At 69.2% G+C, this 21,036-nt stretch carries 22 protein-coding genes and 1 pseudogene; 9 read left to right on the plus strand and 14 right to left on the minus strand.

What is annotated here, in order from left to right:
* Nucleotides 1–19: 19 nt before the first annotated feature.
* Complete coding sequence (locus tag VSO01S_RS02610) at nucleotides 20–781, minus strand: sulfite exporter TauE/SafE family protein (protein WP_153305108.1); 762 nt, start codon at nucleotides 779–781, stop codon at nucleotides 20–22.
* Nucleotides 782–890: 109 nt separating this feature from the next.
* On the opposite strand from VSO01S_RS02610, the gene lhpI reads away from it, so the two are divergent.
* Nucleotides 891–1,844 (plus strand): bifunctional Delta(1)-pyrroline-2-carboxylate/Delta(1)-piperideine-2-carboxylate reductase, encoded by a 954-nt coding sequence (gene lhpI / locus VSO01S_RS02615; protein ID WP_068640239.1) that lies wholly within the window; start codon nucleotides 891–893, stop codon nucleotides 1,842–1,844.
* A gap of 41 nt (nucleotides 1,845–1,885) precedes the next feature.
* Nucleotides 1,886–2,500 (plus strand): hypothetical protein, encoded by a 615-nt coding sequence (locus VSO01S_RS02620; protein WP_068640240.1) that lies wholly within the window; start codon nucleotides 1,886–1,888, stop codon nucleotides 2,498–2,500.
* Nucleotides 2,501–2,502: 2 nt separating this feature from the next.
* Here VSO01S_RS02620 and VSO01S_RS02625 read toward each other — a convergent pair whose 3' ends face one another.
* A complete protein-coding gene (locus tag VSO01S_RS02625; protein ID WP_068640241.1) occupies nucleotides 2,503–3,534 on the minus strand; it encodes a Bug family tripartite tricarboxylate transporter substrate binding protein in 1,032 nt (343 codons plus the stop codon).
* A 147-nt stretch (nucleotides 3,535–3,681) separates the two neighbouring features.
* Between VSO01S_RS02625 and VSO01S_RS02630 the strand changes: the two genes are divergently transcribed.
* A complete protein-coding gene (locus VSO01S_RS02630; protein ID WP_161944414.1) occupies nucleotides 3,682–4,788 on the plus strand; it encodes a BamA/TamA family outer membrane protein in 1,107 nt (368 codons plus the stop codon).
* A 44-nt stretch (nucleotides 4,789–4,832) separates the two neighbouring features.
* On the opposite strand, the gene VSO01S_RS02635 is transcribed toward VSO01S_RS02630, so the two are convergent.
* The 4 genes from VSO01S_RS02635 to VSO01S_RS02650 form a co-directional block, all read right to left on the minus strand.
* Nucleotides 4,833–5,792, minus strand: a complete 960-nt coding sequence (locus VSO01S_RS02635) for a Bug family tripartite tricarboxylate transporter substrate binding protein (RefSeq protein WP_068640263.1) — start codon at nucleotides 5,790–5,792, stop codon at nucleotides 4,833–4,835.
* Between the two features lie 176 nt (nucleotides 5,793–5,968).
* Nucleotides 5,969–7,177, minus strand: coding sequence for a 3-oxoadipyl-CoA thiolase (gene pcaF / locus VSO01S_RS02640; RefSeq protein WP_068640243.1), 1,209 nt, complete (start codon nucleotides 7,175–7,177; stop codon nucleotides 5,969–5,971).
* Nucleotides 7,178–7,217: 40 nt separating this feature from the next.
* Nucleotides 7,218–7,868: a 3-oxoacid CoA-transferase subunit B gene (locus VSO01S_RS02645; RefSeq protein ID WP_068640244.1), complete on the minus strand. Its 651-nt coding sequence runs from the start codon at nucleotides 7,866–7,868 to the stop codon at nucleotides 7,218–7,220.
* Nucleotides 7,865–8,566, minus strand: coding sequence for a 3-oxoacid CoA-transferase subunit A (locus VSO01S_RS02650; RefSeq protein WP_068640245.1), 702 nt, complete (start codon nucleotides 8,564–8,566; stop codon nucleotides 7,865–7,867). Before VSO01S_RS02650 ends, VSO01S_RS02645 begins: the two co-directional genes overlap by 4 nt.
* Before the next feature lie 117 nt (nucleotides 8,567–8,683).
* On the opposite strand from VSO01S_RS02650, the gene VSO01S_RS02655 reads away from it, so the two are divergent.
* Nucleotides 8,684–9,469, plus strand: coding sequence for an IclR family transcriptional regulator domain-containing protein (locus tag VSO01S_RS02655; RefSeq protein ID WP_068640246.1), 786 nt, complete (start codon nucleotides 8,684–8,686; stop codon nucleotides 9,467–9,469).
* Between the two features lie 15 nt (nucleotides 9,470–9,484).
* Here the strand turns inward: VSO01S_RS02655 and VSO01S_RS02660 are convergent, their stop codons facing one another.
* From VSO01S_RS02660 to VSO01S_RS02680, 5 genes are read right to left on the minus strand one after another with little or no spacing between them, the layout of a single operon-like run.
* Nucleotides 9,485–10,003 carry a gamma-glutamylcyclotransferase family protein gene (locus VSO01S_RS02660; protein ID WP_084241636.1) on the minus strand — a complete coding sequence of 173 codons (519 nt, stop codon included), beginning with the start codon at nucleotides 10,001–10,003 and terminating at the stop codon, nucleotides 9,485–9,487.
* A gap of 8 nt (nucleotides 10,004–10,011) precedes the next feature.
* Nucleotides 10,012–10,641 (minus strand): LysE family translocator, encoded by a 630-nt coding sequence (locus VSO01S_RS02665; protein ID WP_068640247.1) that lies wholly within the window; start codon nucleotides 10,639–10,641, stop codon nucleotides 10,012–10,014.
* A gap of 25 nt (nucleotides 10,642–10,666) precedes the next feature.
* Nucleotides 10,667–11,182, minus strand: a complete 516-nt coding sequence (locus tag VSO01S_RS02670) for a DUF1697 domain-containing protein (RefSeq protein WP_068640248.1) — start codon at nucleotides 11,180–11,182, stop codon at nucleotides 10,667–10,669.
* Nucleotides 11,183–11,188: 6 nt separating this feature from the next.
* Nucleotides 11,189–11,605 (minus strand): SRPBCC family protein, encoded by a 417-nt coding sequence (locus VSO01S_RS02675; protein ID WP_068640249.1) that lies wholly within the window; start codon nucleotides 11,603–11,605, stop codon nucleotides 11,189–11,191.
* Nucleotides 11,606–11,645: 40 nt separating this feature from the next.
* A complete protein-coding gene (locus tag VSO01S_RS02680; protein WP_068640250.1) occupies nucleotides 11,646–12,326 on the minus strand; it encodes a YdeI/OmpD-associated family protein in 681 nt (226 codons plus the stop codon).
* A gap of 122 nt (nucleotides 12,327–12,448) precedes the next feature.
* Here VSO01S_RS02680 and VSO01S_RS02685 point away from each other — a divergent pair, with 122 nt between their 5' ends.
* From VSO01S_RS02685 to VSO01S_RS02705, 5 genes are all read left to right on the plus strand, one after another.
* Nucleotides 12,449–13,684 carry a CynX/NimT family MFS transporter gene (locus tag VSO01S_RS02685; protein WP_084241637.1) on the plus strand — a complete coding sequence of 412 codons (1,236 nt, stop codon included), beginning with the start codon at nucleotides 12,449–12,451 and terminating at the stop codon, nucleotides 13,682–13,684.
* An 8-nt stretch (nucleotides 13,685–13,692) separates the two neighbouring features.
* Nucleotides 13,693–14,502, plus strand: a complete 810-nt coding sequence (locus VSO01S_RS02690) for a 2-keto-4-pentenoate hydratase (protein ID WP_068640251.1) — start codon at nucleotides 13,693–13,695, stop codon at nucleotides 14,500–14,502.
* A gap of 79 nt (nucleotides 14,503–14,581) precedes the next feature.
* A complete protein-coding gene (locus VSO01S_RS02695; protein WP_068640252.1) occupies nucleotides 14,582–15,154 on the plus strand; it encodes a hypothetical protein in 573 nt (190 codons plus the stop codon).
* A 70-nt stretch (nucleotides 15,155–15,224) separates the two neighbouring features.
* Nucleotides 15,225–16,487: a cation:proton antiporter gene (locus tag VSO01S_RS02700; protein ID WP_068640253.1), complete on the plus strand. Its 1,263-nt coding sequence runs from the start codon at nucleotides 15,225–15,227 to the stop codon at nucleotides 16,485–16,487.
* 36 nt (nucleotides 16,488–16,523) lie between these two features.
* Nucleotides 16,524–17,114, plus strand: coding sequence for a GAF domain-containing protein (locus tag VSO01S_RS02705; RefSeq protein ID WP_084241638.1), 591 nt, complete (start codon nucleotides 16,524–16,526; stop codon nucleotides 17,112–17,114).
* Between the two features lie 18 nt (nucleotides 17,115–17,132).
* Here the strand turns inward: VSO01S_RS02705 and VSO01S_RS02710 are convergent, their stop codons facing one another.
* From VSO01S_RS02710 to VSO01S_RS02720, 3 genes and pseudogenes are all read right to left on the minus strand, one after another.
* Nucleotides 17,133–17,882, minus strand: a complete 750-nt coding sequence (locus VSO01S_RS02710; RefSeq protein WP_068640254.1) for a DUF899 family protein — start codon at nucleotides 17,880–17,882, stop codon at nucleotides 17,133–17,135.
* Nucleotides 17,883–18,064: 182 nt separating this feature from the next.
* Complete coding sequence (locus VSO01S_RS02715) at nucleotides 18,065–20,473, minus strand: penicillin acylase family protein (RefSeq protein WP_068640255.1); 2,409 nt, start codon at nucleotides 20,471–20,473, stop codon at nucleotides 18,065–18,067.
* A 143-nt stretch (nucleotides 20,474–20,616) separates the two neighbouring features.
* Nucleotides 20,617–21,036 (minus strand): annotated as a pseudogene (locus tag VSO01S_RS02720) (beta-ketoacyl-[acyl-carrier-protein] synthase family protein); the annotation flags it as partial.

Below are 21,036 nucleotides of genomic sequence, written 5' to 3' on the forward strand. Positions count from 1 at the left end.
ATGAAAAGGAGAAGTCAGGTCAGCCCGCGAAGAAGCCGTCCCACACCAGCTTCAGGCCGGCCAGGAGCATGCCCGCGTAGATGAACAGGTAGAAGGTCTTGGCGTCGATGCGGCGCGCGATGCGCACGCCCACCCATACGCCGATGGGCGCCAGCGGCATCAGCATGAGCGAGGTCGCCATGTTGCGCAGGTCCAGCAGGCCCAGCCAGGCGTAGGGAATCCACTTGCTCAGGTTCACCACGAAGAAGAAGTACGCCACCGTGGCCGTGAAGGCGATGGGCGACAGCCGCAGCGGAATGAGGTACGCATTGAGCGGCGGCCCGCCCGCATGCGAGATGAAGCTGGTGAAGCCCGACGCCACCGTCAGCACCGCGCCCACTTCGCGCCGCGGCAGCGGGTCGTTGGGCTTGGGCGGAAACATCAGCCGCTGCGCCAGGAACAGCAGCGTGAACACGCCCACGATGCCCGCCACCGTGGCCGGCGACAGCAGCCGGAACAGCAGCGTGCCGGCCACGATGCCCACCAGCCCGAAGGGAACCAGGAACTTCAGCAGCCGATAGTCCACGTCGCGCCGAAACGCCGCCAGGCCCAGCACGTCCATCACGAACAAGAGCGGCATGAGGATGGCGGCCGCGTCGGGCACCGGCACCGCCAGCGCCATCAGGGGCACGGCCAGCGATCCGAAGCCGGCGCCGAAGCCGCTCTTGCTGATGCCCAGCAGCAGCACGGCAGGCACCGCGACCATGTAGAAGTGGACATTGGTGATAACGGGGAGCGTCAAGACGAAAGCGCCGGCACAAGCGGCGGAGGCAGGAAGACGAAGGCGCCATTGTGGCGGCGCGCCACAATTCCTGCCGAGCGCCAGTCCCAACACCCCTCGCCTTCACGCCATGCAGATCTTCGATGCCGCATCCACCCGCACGCCCCTTAGCTTCGACCGCCTGGTGCCCGCGCTGAAGGCCGCCTTTGCCGCCGACACCACCGTGCCTCTGCGCCATGTGCACCAGGTGCAGGTCGGGCCGGACGCGGGCACGGTGCTGATCATGCCGGCCTGGAGCGAGGCCGGCTTCATGGGCATCAAGACGGTGAACATCTGGCCCGGCAACAGCGCGCGCGGCCTGCCGGGCCTGCATGCCAACTACATCCTGTACGACGCCCGCACCGGCGTGCCGCTGGCGCTGATGGACGGCGACGAGATCACCTCGCGCCGCACCGCGGCGGCCGCCGCGCTGGGCGCTTCCTTTCTCGCGCGCGCCGATGCGCGGCGCCTGCTGGTGCTGGGCACCGGCCGCGTGGCGCGCCTTCTGCCCGCCGCCATGGCGCAGGTGCGTCCCGGGATCGACGAGGTGATGGTGTGGAACCATCGGCCCGAAGGCGCGCAGAAGCTGGCCGCGCAATGGCGGGCCGAGGGCGTGAACGCGCAGGCGGTGCCCGACCTGCAAGCCGCGGTTCGGCGCGCCGACATCGTCAGTTGCGCCACCCTGTCCACCGCGCCCCTGGTGCAGGGCGACTGGCTGGCGCCCGGCTCGCACCTGGACCTCATCGGCAGCTTCACGCCGCAGATGCGCGAAGCCGATCCGTCCTGCTTCGGAGGCGGCGCCCGCACCTTCGTCGACACCGAAGAGGCGCTGAAGAAATCCGGCGACCTGCTGGACGCGATGGCCGGCGGCCAGCTGCGCGCGGACGCGGTGCAGTCCACGCTGGCGCAGCTGTGCAAGGGCGAGCGAACCGGCCGTACCAGCGCAGAAGAGCGCACCGTCTTCAAGGCCGTGGGCAGTGCGCTGGAAGACCTGGCCGCCGCCACGCTGGTCTGGCAGGCACAGGGGAAAAGGGACAGCACGTAGACTCATCGCCTCATGCGCGACCTTCTCTTTTCCCTCCTTCCATGAGCATCCTCAGCTGGATCTTCGTGCTGGCCGCCAGCTATGCCGTGCTCAACGCCTTCGAGCAGCGCCGTCGCATCGCCCTCTTGGGCAGCGTGCTGCGCGGCTACCAGATCGAGCGCCTGATGGAACAGCTGATGGAAGGCTACCTGCGCTGGCTCGACGAGCAGGACCCGCAGCGCCGCACCCCGCTGTGGAACATGCTGCTGGAAACCGAGCGCACGCTGGCCGGCCAGATGGCCAACTTCGCGCGCGACTTCGCCGGCGTGCCGGCATCCCAGGCCCAGGTGAGCAAGCTGCCCTTCGGCCTGCCGTATGCGCAGCAGCTGCTGCCGCGTGCCCGGCTGTTCGATGCGCGCCGCCTGTTCGAGCTGCACGCGCGCGGCCTGCAGGCGGGCATCGACAACAGCGCGCACCGCAAGGACAAGGACCGGGCCTACATGATCACGGCCGAGCTGCTGCTGTTCCAGCACAGCTGCCACTGGTTCTGCCGCTCGCGCTCGGTGGCCGATGCGCGGTTGCTCGCGCGCCACCAGACGCCGTGGCGCCAGGTGGTGTCCAGCGTGTCGGAAGAAACGCGCGGCGACTACCTCGCCCTGGTCGGCCGGCGCTACTGAGCTCAGGCGTCGGCGCGAATGCCGCGCATCAGGATCACGCCGCCCAGCGTCGCCGTGTCCTTGCGCATGCGCGAGGCCAGCGCGTCGGCCGTGCCGGGCTGCGCCTGCCAGCCCACCTCGATCAGGCGCTTGCTCACCTCGGGGCGGCGGATCACCGTCACCAGCGCGGCGTTCATCTTCTCCACGATGCTCTCCGGCAGGCTGGCCGGGCCGGCCATCGCGGTCCAGATCTCCAGGTCGGCGCCGCGCACCGATGCATCGCGCAGCGTGTTCATGCCGTTGACCAGCGGGCTGGGCTCGGGCGACGTCACGCCCACCGCACGCAGCTTGCCGGCCTGCACATGGGGCATCACCAGACCCGGTGGCAACAGCGACATCTGCACCTTGCCTTCCAGCATGGCCTTGATCACCGCCGGGTTGCCGTTGAAGGCCTGGTGCTTGGCGGTGATGCCGGTGCGCGTCTTGAGCAGCTCCATGCCCAAATGCCCCACGGTGCCGTTGCCCGGCGAGCCATAGACGGCCGATGCGCCCTGGCTGCGCGCCCAGTGCACCAGGTCCACCGGGTTGTCGCCTTGCGCATTGCCGGCCAGCGTGAACACCAGCGGCGCGGTGCCGATCAGGCCCACCGGCGCGAAGTCCGTCTCCGGGTTGAAAGGCGTCTTGTCGCTCAGCAGCTTGGCAATCGTCAGGTTGCCGTTGATCAGCGCGCCGAAGGTGTGTTCGTCGGTGGACTTGGCCACCAGGTCGGCCGCCACGTTGCCGCTGGCACCGGGCTTGTTCTCGACCACCACCGGCTGGCGCAGCAGCTGCGACAGCGGCTCGGACACGGCGCGAGCCGCCAGGTCGGGCGAGGCGCCGGCAGGAAAGCCGACCAGCAGCTTCACCGGCTTGGTGGGCCAGATGGCATCCGCAGCAGCGCGGCCGGAAGTGCGCGCACGCGCGGCCGCGTCGGGCTGCGCCCAGGCCATCGGCAGTGCGAGACCCGCAGCCGTGGCGCCGAGGCCTTGCAACCAGCGCCGTTTGTCGAGATCCACAGAAACTCCTGATGCAACGATTTGGAGTACATCAGGTTACATTTGTAAGCCGTCTCGAACAAGTCAACCAAAGGACTAAAGAACCGAGACAGTCGCGTCGACAAAGTTTGACCGCAGGCGGCCGCGCCTTCAGCATGCGCGTCGATGATGGAAGACACGCAACGCAAAGCCTCTCGCTGCCTGGCCGCCCTGGCGGCGTCGATCTGCCTGGTGGCGCATGCCCAAGAGCAGGGCCAACACGAGTCACAGCCGCAAGAAGAGGACAAGGGCGCGATGGCGCAGCATGCGCGCTCCCCCTGGCTGCTGGTGCCGCTGGTGAGCAGTGGCCCCAAGCTCGGCACCTCGGTGGGCGCGATGGGCGCCTACATCCACCGCTTCGACGAAGCGTCGCCGCCCTCGCTGATCGGCGTGCAGGCCAAGTACTCAAACACCGGCTCGTCCACGGTCGGGGCCGGCGGCAAGCTCTACTTCAATGAAGACCGCGACCGCGTCGTCGTCGGAATGGCCGGCGGCAAGGCCACCAACGACTACCTCGACTTCCTGGGCACCGGCCTGGAAGTGCATGACGACGAGCAGATCCGCGGCTACTTTTTGCGCTACCAGCACCGCGTGATGCCGCACCTGTACCTGGGCGTGCAGGCCGTGCGTTCCAACTACGGCGTGGATGGCGTGGACGTGCTGTCCGACCAGATCCTCGACGAGGCAGGCATCACCGGCGTGGACGCTGCGGGCCTGGGCATCGCCCTGAGCTACGACTCGCGCGACAACCAGCACAACCCTTCCAGCGGCGCGTACGCCCAGCTCTACAACGTGGCGTTTCGCGAAAGCCTGGGCGGCGACGTGAGCTACGACGTCTACAACGCCGACTGGCGCTGGTATGTGCGCACCGGCGAGAACAACGTGGTGGCCCTGCATGCCAGCGCCCGCTGGACGCACGACGCGCCGGCTTCACGCGAAGCCACGGTGCAGATGCGCGGCTACACGCGCGGCCAGTACCTGGGCAAGAACTCGCTGGCCTTCGAGGCCGAGAACCGCTACATGTTCCGGCCGCAATGGGGCGGCAAGGTCTTCGCCGGCGCCACCTGCCTGTACGGCGACGGCAAGTCCTGCAGCGGCGACAACCTCTACCCCATGGCGGGCCTCGGCGCCTTCTACATCATCAAGCCCAAGGAGAACATGCTGGTGAGCGTGGACTACGCCAAGGGCAGCGGCGACAACCACGGGTTCTACATCCGCTTCGGCCACAGCTTCTGATAGGCGCCGGTGGCGCCCTGTTCATTGCCGTTGCGCGTGGCGCTTCAGTCCAGCGACACGTTCGCCTTGCGGATCACGTCGGTGAAGCGCTGCGTCTCGCTCTGCACGAACTTGTTGAACTGGTCGCGCGTGGTGGGGAAAGGTTCGTAGCCGAAGCTCTTGAACTTCTCCTGCACATCCGCCTCGGCCAGGCCCTTCTCGATGTCGCGCTTGATCTTGTCGGTGACCGAGGCCGGCAGGCCCGGCGGCACCACGATCGCGTTCCAGCCGATCACCTCGAAGCCCTTGGGGCCGCCGGACTCGCCCACCGTGGGCACGTCGGGGAAGGCGGCCACGCGCTGCGGCGCCGCCACCGCCAGGAAGCGCAGCTTGCCCGCGCGCTGCAGCGGGCCCGCGGTGGCGCTGGAGCCCAGTGCGAAGGCCAGTTCGCCGGTGGCCACCGAGGTGTAGAGCTGCGTGGTTTCCTTGTAGATCACGTGCTCCATCTGCGTGCCGGTGGCCGACTCGAACAGCTCCGAGCCCAGGTGCACCGGGTTGCCCACCGACCAGGAGCCGTAGTTGAGCTTGCCCGGATGCGCCTTGGCGTCGGCGATCAGGTCGCCCACGCTCTTGTACTTGCTGTCGACCGGCACGGTGAAGAAGAAGTAGGTGCGAAACAGCGGCAGCAGCGCATCGAAGTCCTTGGCCGGGTCGTAGGGCAGCTTCTTGAACAGTGCCGGGTAGGCCGCCAGGTGCACGTTGTCGGCCACCAGCAGGTCATGCCCGTCCTTGGCACCGCGCTTCCATGCATCGATGGCGATGAAGCCGTTGCCGCCCGGGCGGTTCTCCACCACCACCGGCTGGCCCCACGCGCGCGAGAGCTTGTCCGCGATGAGCCGTGCCACGCCGTCGGGGCCGCCGCCCACCGGGAAGGGCGTGATGATGCGCACCGGCTTGGTGGGGAACTGCGCTGCGGCGGCGGACTGCGCGACTGCGGCGCCGGGCAGCAGGCCAGCGGCGGCCATGGCCAAGGATGCGGCTGCGAAACCGCGGCGGCTCAGGGCTTGGTTGAATTTCAAGGATCGTCTCCAGTGGTTTGAATCGGGGGCACACACGGTTGCGGCCGGGCACCCGTGCGCCCGGCCGCAACCGAAATGGAAAGAAGGCAGGAGATGGCCGCGAGCCGGCGCGGCCAGAGAAATCAGACGCGCTCGAGGATCACCGCAATGCCCTGCCCCACGCCGATGCACATGGTGCACAGCGCGTAGCGGCCCTTCTGCTTGTGCAGCTGGTTGATGGCCGTGGTGGCCAGGCGCGCGCCGCTGGCACCCAGCGGGTGGCCCAGCGCGATGGCGCCGCCGTTGATGTTGACGCGCGCGTCGTCGTCTTTCAGGCCCAGCATGCGCAGCACGGCCAGGCCCTGGGCGGCGAAGGCTTCGTTGAGTTCGATGACGTCGATCTGGTCGAGCTTGAGGCCGGTGAGTGCCAGCACCTTCTCGGTGGCGGGGGCCGGGCCGATGCCCATCACCCGCGGCGGCACGCCAGCGGTGGCCATGCCGACCACGCGGGCGCGCGGCGTGAGGCCGTTCTTGGCGGCAGCAGCCTCGCTGGCCAGCAGCAGCGCCACGGCGCCATCGTTCACGCCGCTGGCGTTGCCGGCCGTGACGGTGCCGTCAGGGCGCACCACGCCCTTGAGCTTGGCGAGCGCCTCGAGGCTGGTGTCGCGGGGATGCTCGTCCTTGCTGACGACCACCGGGTCGCCCTTCTTCTGCGGGATGGTGACGGGCACGATCTCCGAATCGAAGAAGCCCGACTTCTGCGCGGCCACGGCCTTCTGCTGGGATGCGAGCGCCATGCGGTCCTGCGCCTCGCGCTCGATCTTGTAATCGGTGGCCACGTTCTCCGCCGTCTCGGGCATGGAGTCGACGCCGTACTGCGCCTTCATCAGCTTGTTGACGAAGCGCCAGCCGATGGTGGTGTCGTACACCGCGTTGGCGCGGCTGAAGGCGCTTTCCGCCTTGGGCATGACAAAGGGCGCGCGGCTCATGCTTTCCACGCCGCCGGCGATCATGAGGCCGGCTTCGCCCGACTTGATGGCGCGCGCGGCGGTGCCCACCGCGTCCAGGCCCGAGCCGCACAGGCGGTTGATGGTGGCGCCGGGCAGGTCCATCGGCAGGCCGGCCAGCAGCGCCGACATGCGCGCCACGTTGCGGTTGTCTTCGCCGGCCTGGTTGGCGCAGCCATACAGCACGTCGGTCACGGCCTGCCAGTCGACCTTGGCATTGCGCTCCATCAGGGCCTTGAGCGGAATGGCGCCCAGGTCGTCGGCGCGCACGCTCGACAGTGCGCCGCCGTAGCGGCCGAAGGGCGTGCGGATGGCATCGCAGATGAAAGCTTCGTGGATGGTCATGGGAGGAGTCCGGTGAATGGTGGATGGATCAGGCGGCAGTTCAGGCAGCGGCGATCGGCAGGCCGACCAGCTTCTCGAGTTCGGCGTGCGTCAGCCCGTCGACCAGGTCGATGAGCTTCAGGCCCTGCGGCGTGCACTCCAGCGTGGCAAGGTCGGAATACACGCGCTTGACGCAGCCGATGCCGGTGAGCGGATAGGTGCATTGCTCGACCAGCTTGCTCTCGCCCTTCTTGGTGAGCAAGTCCATCATGACCCAGGTCTGCTTGGCGCCGATGGCCAGGTCCATGGCGCCGCCCACGGCGGGAATCGCATCCTTCTCGCCGGTGTGCCAGTTGGCCAGGTCGCCCGTGGCCGACACCTGGAAGGCGCCCAGCACGCAGATGTCGAGGTGGCCGCCGCGCATCATGGCGAAGCTGTCGGCATGGTGGAAGAAGGCGCCGCCGGGCAGCAGCGTGACCGGCTGCTTGCCGGCGTTGATGAGGTCGTAGTCTTCCTGCCCTTCGGCCGGCGCGGGGCCCATGCCCAGGATGCCGTTCTCGGAATGCAGGATGACCTCGCGGCCGGCCGGCAGGTGGTTGGCCACCAGCGTGGGCTGGCCGATGCCCAGGTTGACGACAGCGCCGTCGAAGATGTCCTGCGCGACGCGCTTGGCGAGTTCGTCCTTGGTGCGGCGGGTGTAGCTCATGGTCATGCTGCCTTCTTGAAGCCGCCGGCTTGCGTGGCGACGCGATCGATCTTGACGACGTGGTGCACGAAGATGCCGGGCGTCACGATGGACTCGGGGTCCATGGTGCCCAGTTCCGCGATCTCGTGCACGGTGGCGATGGTCTTCTTCGAGGCCATGGCCATCACCGGCCCGAAGTTGCGCGCCGCCATGCGGTAGGTGAGGTTGCCCCAGCGGTCGCCGCGCTCGGCCTTGATGAGCGCCACGTCGCCGTGGATGGGGTATTCGAGCACGTACTGCTTGCCGTTGATCTCGCGCGTTTCGCGATTGCCGGCCAGTTGCGTGCCGAAGCCCGTGGGGCAGAAGAAGGCGCCGATGCCCGCGCCGGCGGCACGGATGCGCTCGGCCAGGTTGCCTTGCGGCACCAGTTCCAGCTCGAGCTTGCCGCTGCGATACAGCTCGTCGAACACGAAGCTGTCGGCCTGGCGCGGAAAGCTGCAGATGATCTTGCGAACGCGGCCGGCCTTGAGCAGCGCGGCCAGGCCCGTGTCGCCGTTGCCGGCGTTGTTGTTCACCACGGTCAGGTCCTTGGCGCCGTGGGCGATCAGGCCGTCGATGAGTTCATTGGGGATGCCGGCGGTGCCGAAGCCGCCGATGAGAACGGTGGCGCCGTCCTGGATGCCGGACATGGCGTCCGCGATGGAGGCGGCGATCTTGTCGATCATTGAATCTGTCTCCTGGGTGGGGGAAAGCACTGAACAACCGACTTGCGATCTGCCTGCATGATTGTTCGTATATCGAACATTTGTTCGTATAATGAATTTTAGAGAGGATCGCCCGTCATGACAAGCCGCCAGGCACAGACTGATACACCCCGCCCCGGGGACGCCTACGTGCAGTCGTTCGCACGCGGGCTGAAAGTCATCCGCTCCTTCAGCGCCAGGGCGCCGCGCCAGACGCTGTCGGAAGTGGCAGCGGCCACCGGCCTCACCCGCGCCGGCGCGCGCCGCATCCTGCTCACGCTGCAGACGCTGGGCTATGTGGCCAGCGACGGCAAGCTCTTCTCCCTCACGCCGCGCATCCTCGACCTGGGCTTTGCGTACCTGTCGTCGATGCCCATCTGGAACCGCGCCGAGCCCGTGATGGAAGACCTGGTGCGCGAGGTGCAGGAGTCGTGTTCGGCCGCCGTGCTCGACGCCACCGACATCGTCTATGTGCTGCGCGTGCCCACGCAGAAGATCATGCGCATCACCCTCGGCGTGGGCTCGCGCCTGCCGGCCTGGTGCACGTCCATGGGCCGATTGCTTCTGAGCGACCTGCCGGAAGACGAGTTGCAGGCCCGCCTGGCGGCATCGACCATCGAGGCCTTCACGAAGCACACGCTGACCGAGCGCGAGGCCATCACGGCCCGCGTGCAGCAGGCCCGCAAGCAGGGCTGGTGCGTGGTCAACCAGGAGCTGGAGGAAGGCCTCATCTCCATCGCCGCCCCCATCACCGACCGCGCGGGCCGCATGGTGGCCGCGCTCAACATCAGCGGCCAGGCGAATCGCACCAGTGCCAAGGTGATGCAGGAGACGATGCTGCCGTCGCTGCTTGCGGCGGCGCGGCGGATTTCGAGCCTCATCTGAGAAGGTCGGGCCGTACTACCCCAGCACCCGCTTGCGCAGCTTCTCGAAGTAGGCAGGATCGGCAGGTTCCCCCGCTTGAGACAAGGCGCCGTCCAGCAATAGCTCTTCCAACCGCGGTCTTGGTCGATAGAGCGCGGCATGTTCGAGCGTGTACTCGCGCAGCGGCCCAAGTCGCGCTTCGGACCGGACAAAGTGGCCGGTCTGCTTCATGTAGACGAACACATCGATGGGGGTGGGATCCTCGGCTGCACACGATGCAACCGAAATCGTCTTGCGCCTATAGCCGTCCGGTTCGTTGATCCGCTCCAGCACGTCCATCGCCTCCAGCGCAGCTTCATCGACCTCGAACACCTGACCGACGATGCGCTCGCCTTCTCCCGGCTGATCGAGCAGCCAGGGCGAATGGCGCTCCCCCACCAGGTAGAAGGGATAGCGCTCTTTCGTCACGAAGTCGCCCGCCACCCGCCGGCCCTTGTTCGTCGCAAAGTTCGGAAACCCCTCCTTCAAGGTGCCGAACACGAAGACCCGATGCATGCCGGGCCTCACCGCCGCCGGTCGAGCGCAAGGATGGACACACCCGCGGCGATGAAGGTCAGCCCCGCCCCCACGTTGGCGCCCACCACCAGCCGCGGCCTGCGCGACAGCGCCTGGCTCAGCTGCGCGGCGAAGGCGCCGAGCACGGTGAAGATGATGGCCGTCAGCACCGCGAAGATGGCGCCGTACACCAGCATCTGCGCCGGCACCGAGCCGCGTGTGGCGGCGCAGAACTGCGGAATGAAGGCCACCACGAACAGGCCCGGCTTGGGGTTGAGCACATTCGACAGCAGCCCGGTGAGAAACACCCGCTTCAAGGGCTGCTGCGCGGCCGGCACGAAGGAGATGAGGCTGCGCGAGAAGATGGCCTTGCAGCCCAGCCACAGCAGGTAGGTGGCGCCCACCGCCTTCACCACCCAGAAGGCGAGCGGCGAAGTTTGCAGCACCAGTGCCAGCCCCAGCGTGGCCGCGACGGTGTGCACCATGATGCCCAGGCCCGCCCCCACCGAGGACAGCGCCGCGGCCAGCCGCCCCTGGCTCAGGCCGCGGCTGATGGCCAGGATGTTGTCGGGCCCCGGCGCGATCACCACCACGAGCACGGCAATCAGGTAGGCCAGGAGAACGTCGTTCGGGAACATGGGAGTCCTTGGAGAAAAAGAGCCATCAGGCGTCGGCGCATTTGGCGACCGTGTCCCAGGTGCGCGTGGTGATGTCCTTGCCGAAGGTGCGCTCGATGAGCCGCATGAACACCGGGCCGTTGTCGGTGGGCACATACGCCGAGAACACCTCGCGCCCGATCATGCACAGCACCGCCGACTCGTGCTGCGCCAGCGGCAGCGCCGCCTTCGGGGCATGCGCCTCGCGCAAAAAGCTCACCACCCGCTTGGCCTTGGCCGGCACGCCGTGCGCGGCGAAGGGGTCGGTGGCGAGCAATTCGCGCAGGTGCGAGACCGGCCGCACGATGGTGTAGAAGCTGCGGCCCAGCGCCTTGTGCATGGCCGCCTCGCACTTGCGCGCGAGCGCCGGCTCGGACGCAGCGCGCGCATCGAACACCACGTTGCCGCTCGACAGGACAGTGCGCACGTTGGTGAAGCCGGCGGCCTCGAAGCACTTCTTGAGCTCGGGCATCTTGGCATTCATCGGGCTCACGCCCCGCAGGAAGGCGACGTACCTGGGCATGCCCGGCTAGCGGCGCGCCTGCACGTGCCGCGCAAAGTTGTCGAGGATCGCCTGCCAGCCTTCGCGCTGCTGCTCGAGCGGAAATTCGTTCTCGGGGTCGAAGCTCACGCGCACCAGCACGCCGCCATCGCCCTGGTCGATGAATTCCACCGTGGCGCTGCGCTCACCGAAGGCGTAGTCGATGCGCTGGTTCGGCACGATCCGCGTGTAGGTGCCGGCAAAGTCGAAACCCATGCTGCCGTCCTTGGCCTCCATGCGCGAAGAAAAGGCACCGCCCTCGCGCAGGTCCACCGTGGCGGCCGTGGTGTGCCAGTCGGGCGATGCGGCGTTCCACTGCCGGATGTCTTCGGGCGTGGTGTAGGCGCGCCAGACTTCGGCGACGGGGGCGCGGACGCAGGTCTCGACGGTGATCTTCGATGTCATGGAATCTCCAAAAAAAGGATGGTTCTGGAAAGCCGCGTTTCTACTTCAAGTCGTCCTCGCCGCGCCCTGCCGCCTCGCGCTTCTTCTTCTCCGGCATCAGGTGGATGGTCTCGCCCCGCGCCAGCATGGCCACCAGCTGCTCGATGCGCCGCGCCCGCGTGGCCGGCAGCTTGGGCTCCTGCACGCGGTAGAGGATGGCGAAGCGGTTCGCGCCGTTGAGCTTCGCGAAGAATTGGGCGGCGGCCTGGTTGGCATCCAGCGCCGCCTGCAGGTCGGGCGGAACAGTGGCTTCGCTCTGCGATGCGTAGGCCGCCTCCCATCGCCCGTCGGCCTTGGCGGCCTCCACCTGCGCCAGGCCCGCCGGCTGCAAGCGGCCCTCGTCGATCAGGCGCAGCGCCGTGCGGCAGTTGACCTGTGACCACTTGCTGCGCGCCTGGCGCGGCGTGAAGCGCACCAGCCACCACAGGTCGTCGTAGCCCTGGAGCTGGCCGTCGATCCAGCCGTGGCACAGCGCCTCCTCGATGGCCTCGGCCCGGCCCACACTCGGCGCGGGATTGCCTTTTTTCGCGAGCTTGAGCCACAGGCCCTTTTCCTTGCCGCCATGGCGCGCCAGCCAGCGCCGCCAGGCCGCGGCGTCGGCAAAAGGCAGGATCGGCAGTCCGGCCAGGGTTTCGGACTCGGCGAATGCTGGGGCTTGCGAATCGGGACGGCGGGTGCTCATCGCGGCACATTGTGGCGGAGCGTGCAGGCGGGCGCATGCCGGCGCGCGCCGGTCATCGACGCGGGGTCATCCGCCGCGCCGCCGGCAGGCGGCGCCGGTTGCCGCTAGAGTCGACAGCCCCCATGTCCTCCCTTCCCCGCTCTACTGCGGACGGCCCGCATGCCGCCACCGCCGCGCCCAGCCTTGCCCGCCAGTGGCTGCTGGGCGCCAGCCTGATCCTGATCGCCTTCAACCTGCGGCCCGTGTTCGGCAGCATCTCGGTGCTGCTGCCCGAGGTGATGCGCGACACCGGCATGGGGCCGACGGGCGCCAGCCTGCTCACCACCCTGCCGCTGCTGTGCCTGGGCATCTTCGCCATTCCGGCGCCGGCGCTGGCCCGGCGCTTCGGGCCCGAGCGCGTGCTGCTGGGCGCCCTGCTCTTGATCTGCGTGGGCACGCTGCTGCGCGGCACGGGCCACCTGGGCGTGCTGTTCATGTCCACGGCGCTGGCGGGCGCCGGCATCGCGGTGGGCAACGTGCTGCTGCCGGGCCTGGTCAAGCGCGACTTCGCACGGCACGCGGCCATGATGACGGGCCTGTACACGCTCGCGGTGTGCGGCGGCGCCTCCAGCTCCACCGCCTTCACGGTGCCGCTGGAGCGCAACGTGTTCCACGGCCAATGGGCGCTGACGCTGGCCGCCTGGGCCCTGCCGGCGGCGCTGGTGCTGATCCTGTGGGCGCCGCAGGCGCTGGCCGCCCGGCCACTGCCGGCGCATGCGCAGGTGCGCAGCGGCAGCCTGTGGCACGACCGGCTGGCCTGGCAGGTGATGGGCTTCATGGGCCTGCAGTCCGCCCTCGCCTACATCGTGCTGGGCTGGCTCGCGCCCCTGCTGCGCGAACGCGGGCTCGACGGCGCGGAAGCGGGCTATGTGGTGGCGGTGTCGATCCTCGTGCAGTTGGGCAGTTGCCTGGTCACGCCCTCGATCGCGGCGCGCTGCCGTGACCAGCGCGCGCTGGCAGTGGCCATGGCCGTCATCACCTGCACGGCGATGCTGGCCTTCATCTTCGCGCCGCTGTCCGGGCGCTGGTTGTGGGCCGTGCTGCTGGGCCTGGGCCAGGGCGGGGCCTTTGCGCTGGCGCTCACCCTCATCGTGCTGCGCTCGCCCGATGCGGGCACCACGGCCCAGCTGTCGGCCATGGCGCAGGGCGGCGGCTACATCCTGGCCTCCGCCGGTCCGCTGCTGGCCGGCCTGCTGCGCGGCTGGACCGGCAGCTTCGAGTCCTCCGCCATCTTGTTCGTGATCGTCTCGCTGGCAATGGCCTGGTGCGGATGGGGGGCGGGACGGCGGCTGCTGGTCAAACCCCGCGCCCAGTCCTAGACTGGGCCATGACCCTCACGCCCGAACTTTTGCTGCAGCACAGCGACGCCGGCACGCTGTGGCCTGCGCAAGACCGCGATGCCGGCAACTGGCCCGACCTCGAGGTGGCCTACCGCGACGCACTGGCGGTGCGCGCGCTGCGCGAGAAACGCGGCGAGCAGCCGGTGGGCTTCAAGGTCGGCTTCACCAACCGGACCATCTGGGAGCGCTACGGCGTCTTCGCGCCCATCTGGGGCACCGTGTGGAACACCACGTTGACCCGGGCCGAGGGCGATGAAGGCCGCCTGAGCCTGGCCCAGCTGGCCCAGCCGCGGCTGGAGCCCGAGGTGGTGTTCGGCATGCGCGCCACGCCGCCGCGCGCGCCCACGCTCGAAGCGCTGTTCGAATGCATCGACTGGCTCGCGCCGGGCTTCGAGGTCGTGCAGTCGCATTGCGAGAACTGGAAGTTCAGCGCGCCCGAGACGGTGGCCGACAGCGGCCTGCATGGCCGCCTCCTGGTGGGCCGTGCCACGCCGGTGCGCGCGCTCTCCAGCAGCGGCGAAGCGCTCGACAAGCTGCTGGCCGCCTGCACCGTGCGCCTGTCGCATGGCGACCAGCAGATGGACCTCGGCCAGGGCGCCAACGTGCTGGACGGCCCGCTGCATGCGCTGCTGCATTTCGTCGAGGAACTGCAGGACTATGCCGGCGCCCCCGAGATCAAGCCCGGCGACGTGGTCACCACCGGCACCTGGACCGATGCATGGCCGGTGCAGCCAGGCCAGCAGTGGCGTGCCGATTTTGCGGCGCCGCTGCCACCCCTGACCGTGCGCTTCGCCTGACCCGCCACGCGGCGGCATGCTGTGCCTGCCACTGCCCCCAGGGTTGACAGGCCACATAGGCCGGACCCACCATGCGGCGGTGGACGATGACGACCGACAACAACAGGGGTCAGGCATCAGCTGGCTTCTGGCCTGGCTGATCTTCGGACTGCTGGCGGCCCGCGAGGTCGGCGCGCTCGCCGTGCGCGCAGGCGGCGACTGGGGCGCGCTGCTGTCGCTGGCATTCCTGGTCGGCAGCGTAGGCTGCCTGAGCGTTCTTCTTGCGGGGGCCACGCGGAACGCGCGACCGACCCGCGCCCTTGCGCCCACCCTGGTTTCGCTTTTGGCGCTGCTGGGCTGCCTGTGGGCGCTCTACGGCCCTGGCGAACCGACGGGCAGCATCACCACGCTCCTGTTCGGCCTCGCCTATTCCACGCTCTGCCTGGTTGCAGGCCTTGTCTCGCTGGCGGTCGCACGGCATCGGTACCGCGCCAACGAGGCCCGCATTGCCGACGCCCGCGCGGAACACGAGCGGCGCCGGCGCATGGACGGCGTGCGCGCCGAAACCTCGGCGCTGATGGCAGCCGCCACCGTCCGCACCGATGACGATGATCCGCTCGGCCCCGAGGGCGACTTCGTGCTGCCGTCGCGGCCCAAGTGGGAAGAAAGCTAGCGCGCTGCCATCCGGCACCGGCGCCTGAACTACCATCGGCGCCCCTTCGTCTTCGCACCGCGGTTCGCGCATGTCCGTCACTGTCCTGCTGCTCCAGCTCATCGTCATCCTTGGCACCGCGCGCGCCTGCGGCTGGTTGCTGCGCCATCTCGGCCAGCCTGCCGTGGTGGGCGAGATGGCAGCGGGCCTGATGCTCGGCCCGATCGTCATGGGCGCGCTGTTCCCGCAATGGCATGCGCAGCTCTTTGCGCCGAACGCGCTCGCCGGCCTGCAGGCCCTGGCCACCGTGGGGCTGGTGCTGTTCATGTTCGTGGTGGGGCTGGAGCTGCGTTCGCACCAGGGCATGCGCTCGCTCCTCAAGTCGGCCGGCGCGGTCGGCGCGCTGAGCGTGGCCGTGCCCCTGGCGCTGGGCGTGGCCGTGGCGCCGCTGCTGTATCCGGGCCTGGTGCCGGCGGGCGTCGGCTTCTGGCCCTTTGCCGGCTTCATGGCGGCCGCCCTGTCGATCACCGCCTTCCCGGTGATGGCGCGCATCCTGAAGGACCGGGGGCAGACGCACACCGCCTTCGGGCAGCTGGCCATGGGCGCGGCGGCGGTGGCGGATGTCTTCGCCTGGATCCTGCTGGCGGTCGTGGTGGCCTGGGCCGGTTCGCACCAAGGCCTGGCCGGCCTGGTGAAGACGGCGGGCGGCGTGGTGGCCATGCTGGCATTGCTGTACTGGGTCGTGCGGCCCGGCTTCGGCTGGCTGCTGCGCCGCCATGCGCCCGACGGCGACCCTTCGGCCTCGGTGATGGCCTTGCTCATGCTCGGCCTGCTGGGCACCGCGCTGTTCAGCGAATGGGTCGGCCTGCATTCGGTCTTCGGTGCCTTCCTGTTCGGTGCGATCCTGCCGCGCGACGAGCGCCTGCTGGACTCGCTCGTCCAGCGCATCGAGCCCATGTCCATTGCGGTGCTGATGCCGCTGTTCTTCGCGCTGGCCGGCCTCGGGACCACGGCCGACGCCTTCGTCTCGGGCAGCCTGGTGCTGGGTCTGCTGGTCGTCGTCGTGGCGGCCGCGGGCAAGATCGTCGGCGGCGCGGCGGGCGCACGACTGTCGGGCTACGGCTGGCGCGACAGCCTGGCCACCGGCTCGCTGATGAACGCGCGCGGCCTCATGGAGCTGATCGTGATGAAGATCGGGCTGGACGCCGGCCTCATCGGCCCGCAGCTGTTCACCATGCTGCTGGTGATGGCCCTGGTCACCACCGCCATGACCAGCCCGCTGCTGAGCCTGATCCATGGCCGCAGCACGGCGGCTTCCCCGCAGGCCGATGCCACCGGGGAATGCCGGCCCTGAAAACACGCGCTGCGCTGCATTCATAGAATCGGGCGAATGGCATTCCATGAACCCGACTACGCACCCGACGCCTTCGAGGTCCGGGTGAGCGAACTGCTGGTCGCCACGCCCGAGGGCAGCGACCAGCTCATCGACAAGGCCGTCCCCGAGGTGCTGCGCATGATCCGCGAGCACCTGAAGATGGACGTGGTGTTCGTTTCCGAATTCGTCGACGGCCAGCGCGTGTTCCGCCGCGTGGACACCGCGCCCACGGCGCGGGTGATCGAGGCGGGGCAATCGTCGCCGCTGGAGCAGTCGTTCTGCCAGCGCGTGATCGACGGGCGCCTGCCGCGCCTGGTGCGCGACCTGGCGCAGGAGCCGAGCCTGCCCGAGCTGCCGCCCACCGACTTTCCCATTGGCGCGCACCTGAGCACGCCCATCGTGCTGAGCGACGGGCGTGTCTATGGCACCCTGTGCTGCTTCAGCTTCGCGCCCAATCCGGAACTCACCGAGCGCGACCTGAAGAAGCTGGAGCTGTCAGCCCAGCTCACTGCGCGCAAGATCAACGAGGGCCTGGCGCGCGCGGCCGACAAGGCCATGGCCAACTGGTCGCTCGAGCCGCAGGCGCCACCGGCGCCCAGGCGCTGAGGGGCGCCCGGCGCCGGCTCAATACGCCGCCACGGCGCGTTCGTTGTCGGCCAGCGGATAGCTCAGCGACGGATACCAGTCCTTGCCGCGGCCCTGCGGCGTCATGTCCAGGATGTTCCACAGCGGCATCGGATCGGGCGCGCCGCGAGGATCCTGGCCCGGGTCGGCGGTTTCCATGCCCATCTCGCTGCCCCAGAAATGGCGGATGGTGCTGCCCTCGCGCTTGAACACGTTGAACATCGCGTTGTCCTGGCCCGAGGCCGGATCCTCGTTCGCATAGTCCTGGTTGTAGGTGGTGCCGCCGCTGGAATACAGGCGCAGGTGGCGCCAGCCGCGCTCGATGGCAAAGGACATCATGCGGCTGATGGGCGAGCGCGCCACCACCACGAAGGCGGTGCGCTGCAGGATGTCGGGCATCTCGCCGTCCAGCGCGCTGAGCATGGACGTGCACATGGGACACGGCCGCTCGCGCTGCGGGCCGTACATCCAGTTGTAGACGACCAGCGAATCGTGGTCGCCGAAAAGCTCGGACAGGAGCACCGCGCCGTGCTTGCCCTGGAAAGCGTAGTCGTGCGGCACCTCGCCGCCGGGCGGCAGCGCGCGCCGCTGTGCCGCCACGCGCTCGATGTGCCGGCGCAGCTCGATCTCCTCGGCCAGCAGGGCCAGCCGGGCATCGCGGTAGGCCGGGCTTTCGCCCGGAAAACGCCACTGGGTGCGGCGGGCCAGTTCGATGGCGGAAGGCAATTCGCGATCTTCGGCGGCGGGCATGCGTGTCTCCTGGTTGGCTTCGGTTGGACGTCGACATGGTGGCGCTGCATGTGGAGCGCGTCTGCGGGAGAGCGCCTACAGCGCGCGTGGGCGCCAGCGTACGCCGGGCGCGACTGGAACAAGAGAAAAGGGAGCACGGCGTGCTCCCTTTTCCTGCGTGGCGCAACGAGCGCGGCGAACGGTCAGTACGCCAATTGCAACGGCGCGCCTTCGCGCTGCGCCTCCACGTCTGCGCGGTGGAAGGGCAGCGGCAGCCACTTCTTCTCCGAAAACAGCCGCAGTTGGTCGAAGGCGCGCGGCGAGGCCGGGTCGGTGCTCTGGCCATAGGTGAGCAGCGCCTGCGCCACCGGGCCGCGCTCGTCGAAGCCCACCACCTGGATGTAGCTGGTGCCGAAGTTGATGTTGTAGCCCTGGGGCCCGATCACCGGCTGGCCCTGGCTTTCCACCTTGTTGAGCACGCCTTCGAATTCGTCGCCGCCGGGGATGGCCACCTTCTGGCCCTTGACCACGCGGGCCTGCACATCGGCCAGCGCCACGTCGGGCGCGAAGCCGGCTGTGCGCACGGCGGCCACGGCATCGCCCAGTGTCTTGAAGACCGCGTCGCGCGTGGCGGGCGTGGCCATGTCCAGGCCGGCAGGCGTGACCACCGGGCGGGCCGGGTCGAAGGGCACGCGCCAGACATTGGGCAGGTCCTTGGCCTTGCGCCAGAACTCGCGGAACAGCGGCGCGCCCTTGGCCTGCGGCGTGCTCGTCCGGTCCCAGGCGGACAGCGCGCGGCAACCGGCCTGCTGGTCGGCGCCCAGGCTCGTGCCGGCGCTGCGGCAGGCGGCAGCCAAGTCGTCCATCACCAGTTCGCCGGCGTGGTTCCTGTCGCGGAAGATCACGCTGCGCAGCTCCTGCGCCCCCATCTTGTTGCCGGGCAGGCCGTCGCGGCCCGCCAGGCGAGCCTCGATCTCCAGGATGCCGCTGCGCGTGCGCAGGCGTTGCGGCACGCCCATCGGCCCCACCAGCGGCGAGATGTTCGCGGGCGCGGCAATGTGCGGATTGGCCAGCCAGAAGCTGTCGTTGCTGTTCTGCACCCAGTCGGCCGTGACGACCACCGGCATGCGCGCCGGCGGAATGGCGCCGGGGCTGGCGGCGGTGCTGTCGCGCTTCCAGTCGCAGGCGGCGCGCGAGCCGTCGAGCACGGCCAGGCCCGCGGTGGCGAAGAGCTTCGCCGCGGCCGGCGACGGCGCGCAGTCCTTGAGCTGCTGGGCCGACACGTCGGGCACCACGGACAGGTCGGCATACATGGCGTTGCCGCTGCGGTCGGCGCCGATGGTGTTGATCCACGGCATGCCCTGGTTGCCCATGGCCTCGCGCAGCTCGGCGATGTTGCGCGCGCGGCCCATCTTGATCCAGGCACTGGCCGAGCGGGTGTTGAGCGAGTTGACGTCGCGGATGGCGTAGGCGGTGGTGCTGGTCCAGGCCAGGCCCGCGCGCGGCAGCGAGACCACCGGCCCCCATTCGGTGCTGTAGAAGGTCTTGCGCGCCGGCTGCGCGCCCGCTGCGGCGGATTCGGCCGGCAGCACCACGGTCTTCGCCGTCATCTTCTTGCGCTGGCCGTCGACGATGTAGGTGGTGGGGTCGGCCGGATCGAGCTTGAGCTCGTACAGCGTGAAGCGCTTGCCGGTGGACACGGTGTGCGTCCAGGCCACGTCCTTGTTGAAGCCGATGGCCACGGTGGGGCTGAGGCCGCCGGTGGCGCCCATGACGTCGATGCTGCCGGGGATGGTGAGATGCATCTCCCAGAAGCGGTTGGTGCCGAACCACGGGAAGTGCGGGTTGCCCAGCACCAGGCCGCGGCCGTCGGGCGTGACGTTGCGGCCGAAGGCCCAGCCGTTGGAGCCCAGCTCGCCGCCCTCGGGGTTGGCGTTGAAGCTCAAGCGTGCGATCTCGAGCGCGGCCTGCTGCGGGTCGACCGCTTCGGCAGCGGCAGACGTCTTCACAGCAGGCGGCGCGGCTTCGAGCACCGCGGGCGCCAGGGCCGCCAGGCCGCCCTGGATCATCGACAGCTCGGTGGTGCGCGACAGGTCGCTGGCCATCATGGGGCGCACCCAGGGCTTGCCCCGGCATGCCTCGGGCAGGCCCTGGGGCCCCACGTCCTGCAGGTAGCGGTTGTAGCCGGCCACGTAGCCGCGCATGGCCGAGCGCACCTCGCGGTCGGGATCGGCGGCGCGGGCCAGCACGGCATCGTCCATGTGGTTGCGCACGAACAGGTCGATCTGCGAATTGGGCAGGCGACCCAGGCCGAACTCGCCGGTGCCGGTGGCGCCGAGGAACTGCGAGCGCTCGCCGCGCGCGGTGAGCAGGTGCTCGGCCGTCTGGCAGACGTTGTCCTGCGCGTGCGCATAGGCCACGCCGTAGGCGATGCCTTCGTAGTCCGGCGCGGTGATGTGGGCGATGCCATGGGCGGTTCGCTCGATGGTCACGCTGCGCGAGCCCGGCGCGGGCGTGTTGGCGCAGCCGGCAAGAAGAATAAGAGTGGAAACGGCCAGGGCGATGCCTGCAGGCGCAGTCGACGCAAAGGGCGCCTTGGTGTTCAAGGGCATGGGATTGGCTGGGGGTAAAACAACGAAGCGACGATTAGAGAGGTCGCTGCTGCTTGCCCGATGGGTGATAACCCCAAGCCTTGTCGCCTAGGCGGCACGGTCGGCTGCGTCTCGCAAGAACGCTGCCTTCGGCACCGGCGAAATCAGGCCCGGCGGAACACCAGCGCGGCATTGGTGCCGCCGAACGCGAAAGAACTGCTCGCCGCCGCTTCGAGCGACGGCGCATCGGTGTCGTTCATGCCCACCAGGTTCAGCGCGCAGTCCGGATCGGGCTCGCTCCCATGCATGTTGGGCGGCAGCGCGCGGCGGTGCAGCGCCATCACGGTGATGACGGCCTCCAGCGCGCCCGCGGCGCCCAGCAGGTGGCCGTGCAGCGCCTTGGTGGAGCTCACGCGCAGATCGCCCAGCGCGTCGCCCCAGACCTGCGCCAGCGCCTCGCACTCGATCGGGTCGCCGATGCGCGTGGCCGTGCCGTGGGCATTGCAGTAGCCCACCTGCTGCGGCGACAGCCCGGCCTTGCGCAGCGCGGCGCGCAGCGCGCGGGCCTGGCCGGCGGCATCGGG

Source organism: Variovorax soli NBRC 106424 (assembly GCF_001591385.1).
Lineage (GTDB): Bacteria > Pseudomonadota > Gammaproteobacteria > Burkholderiales > Burkholderiaceae_C > Variovorax > Variovorax soli.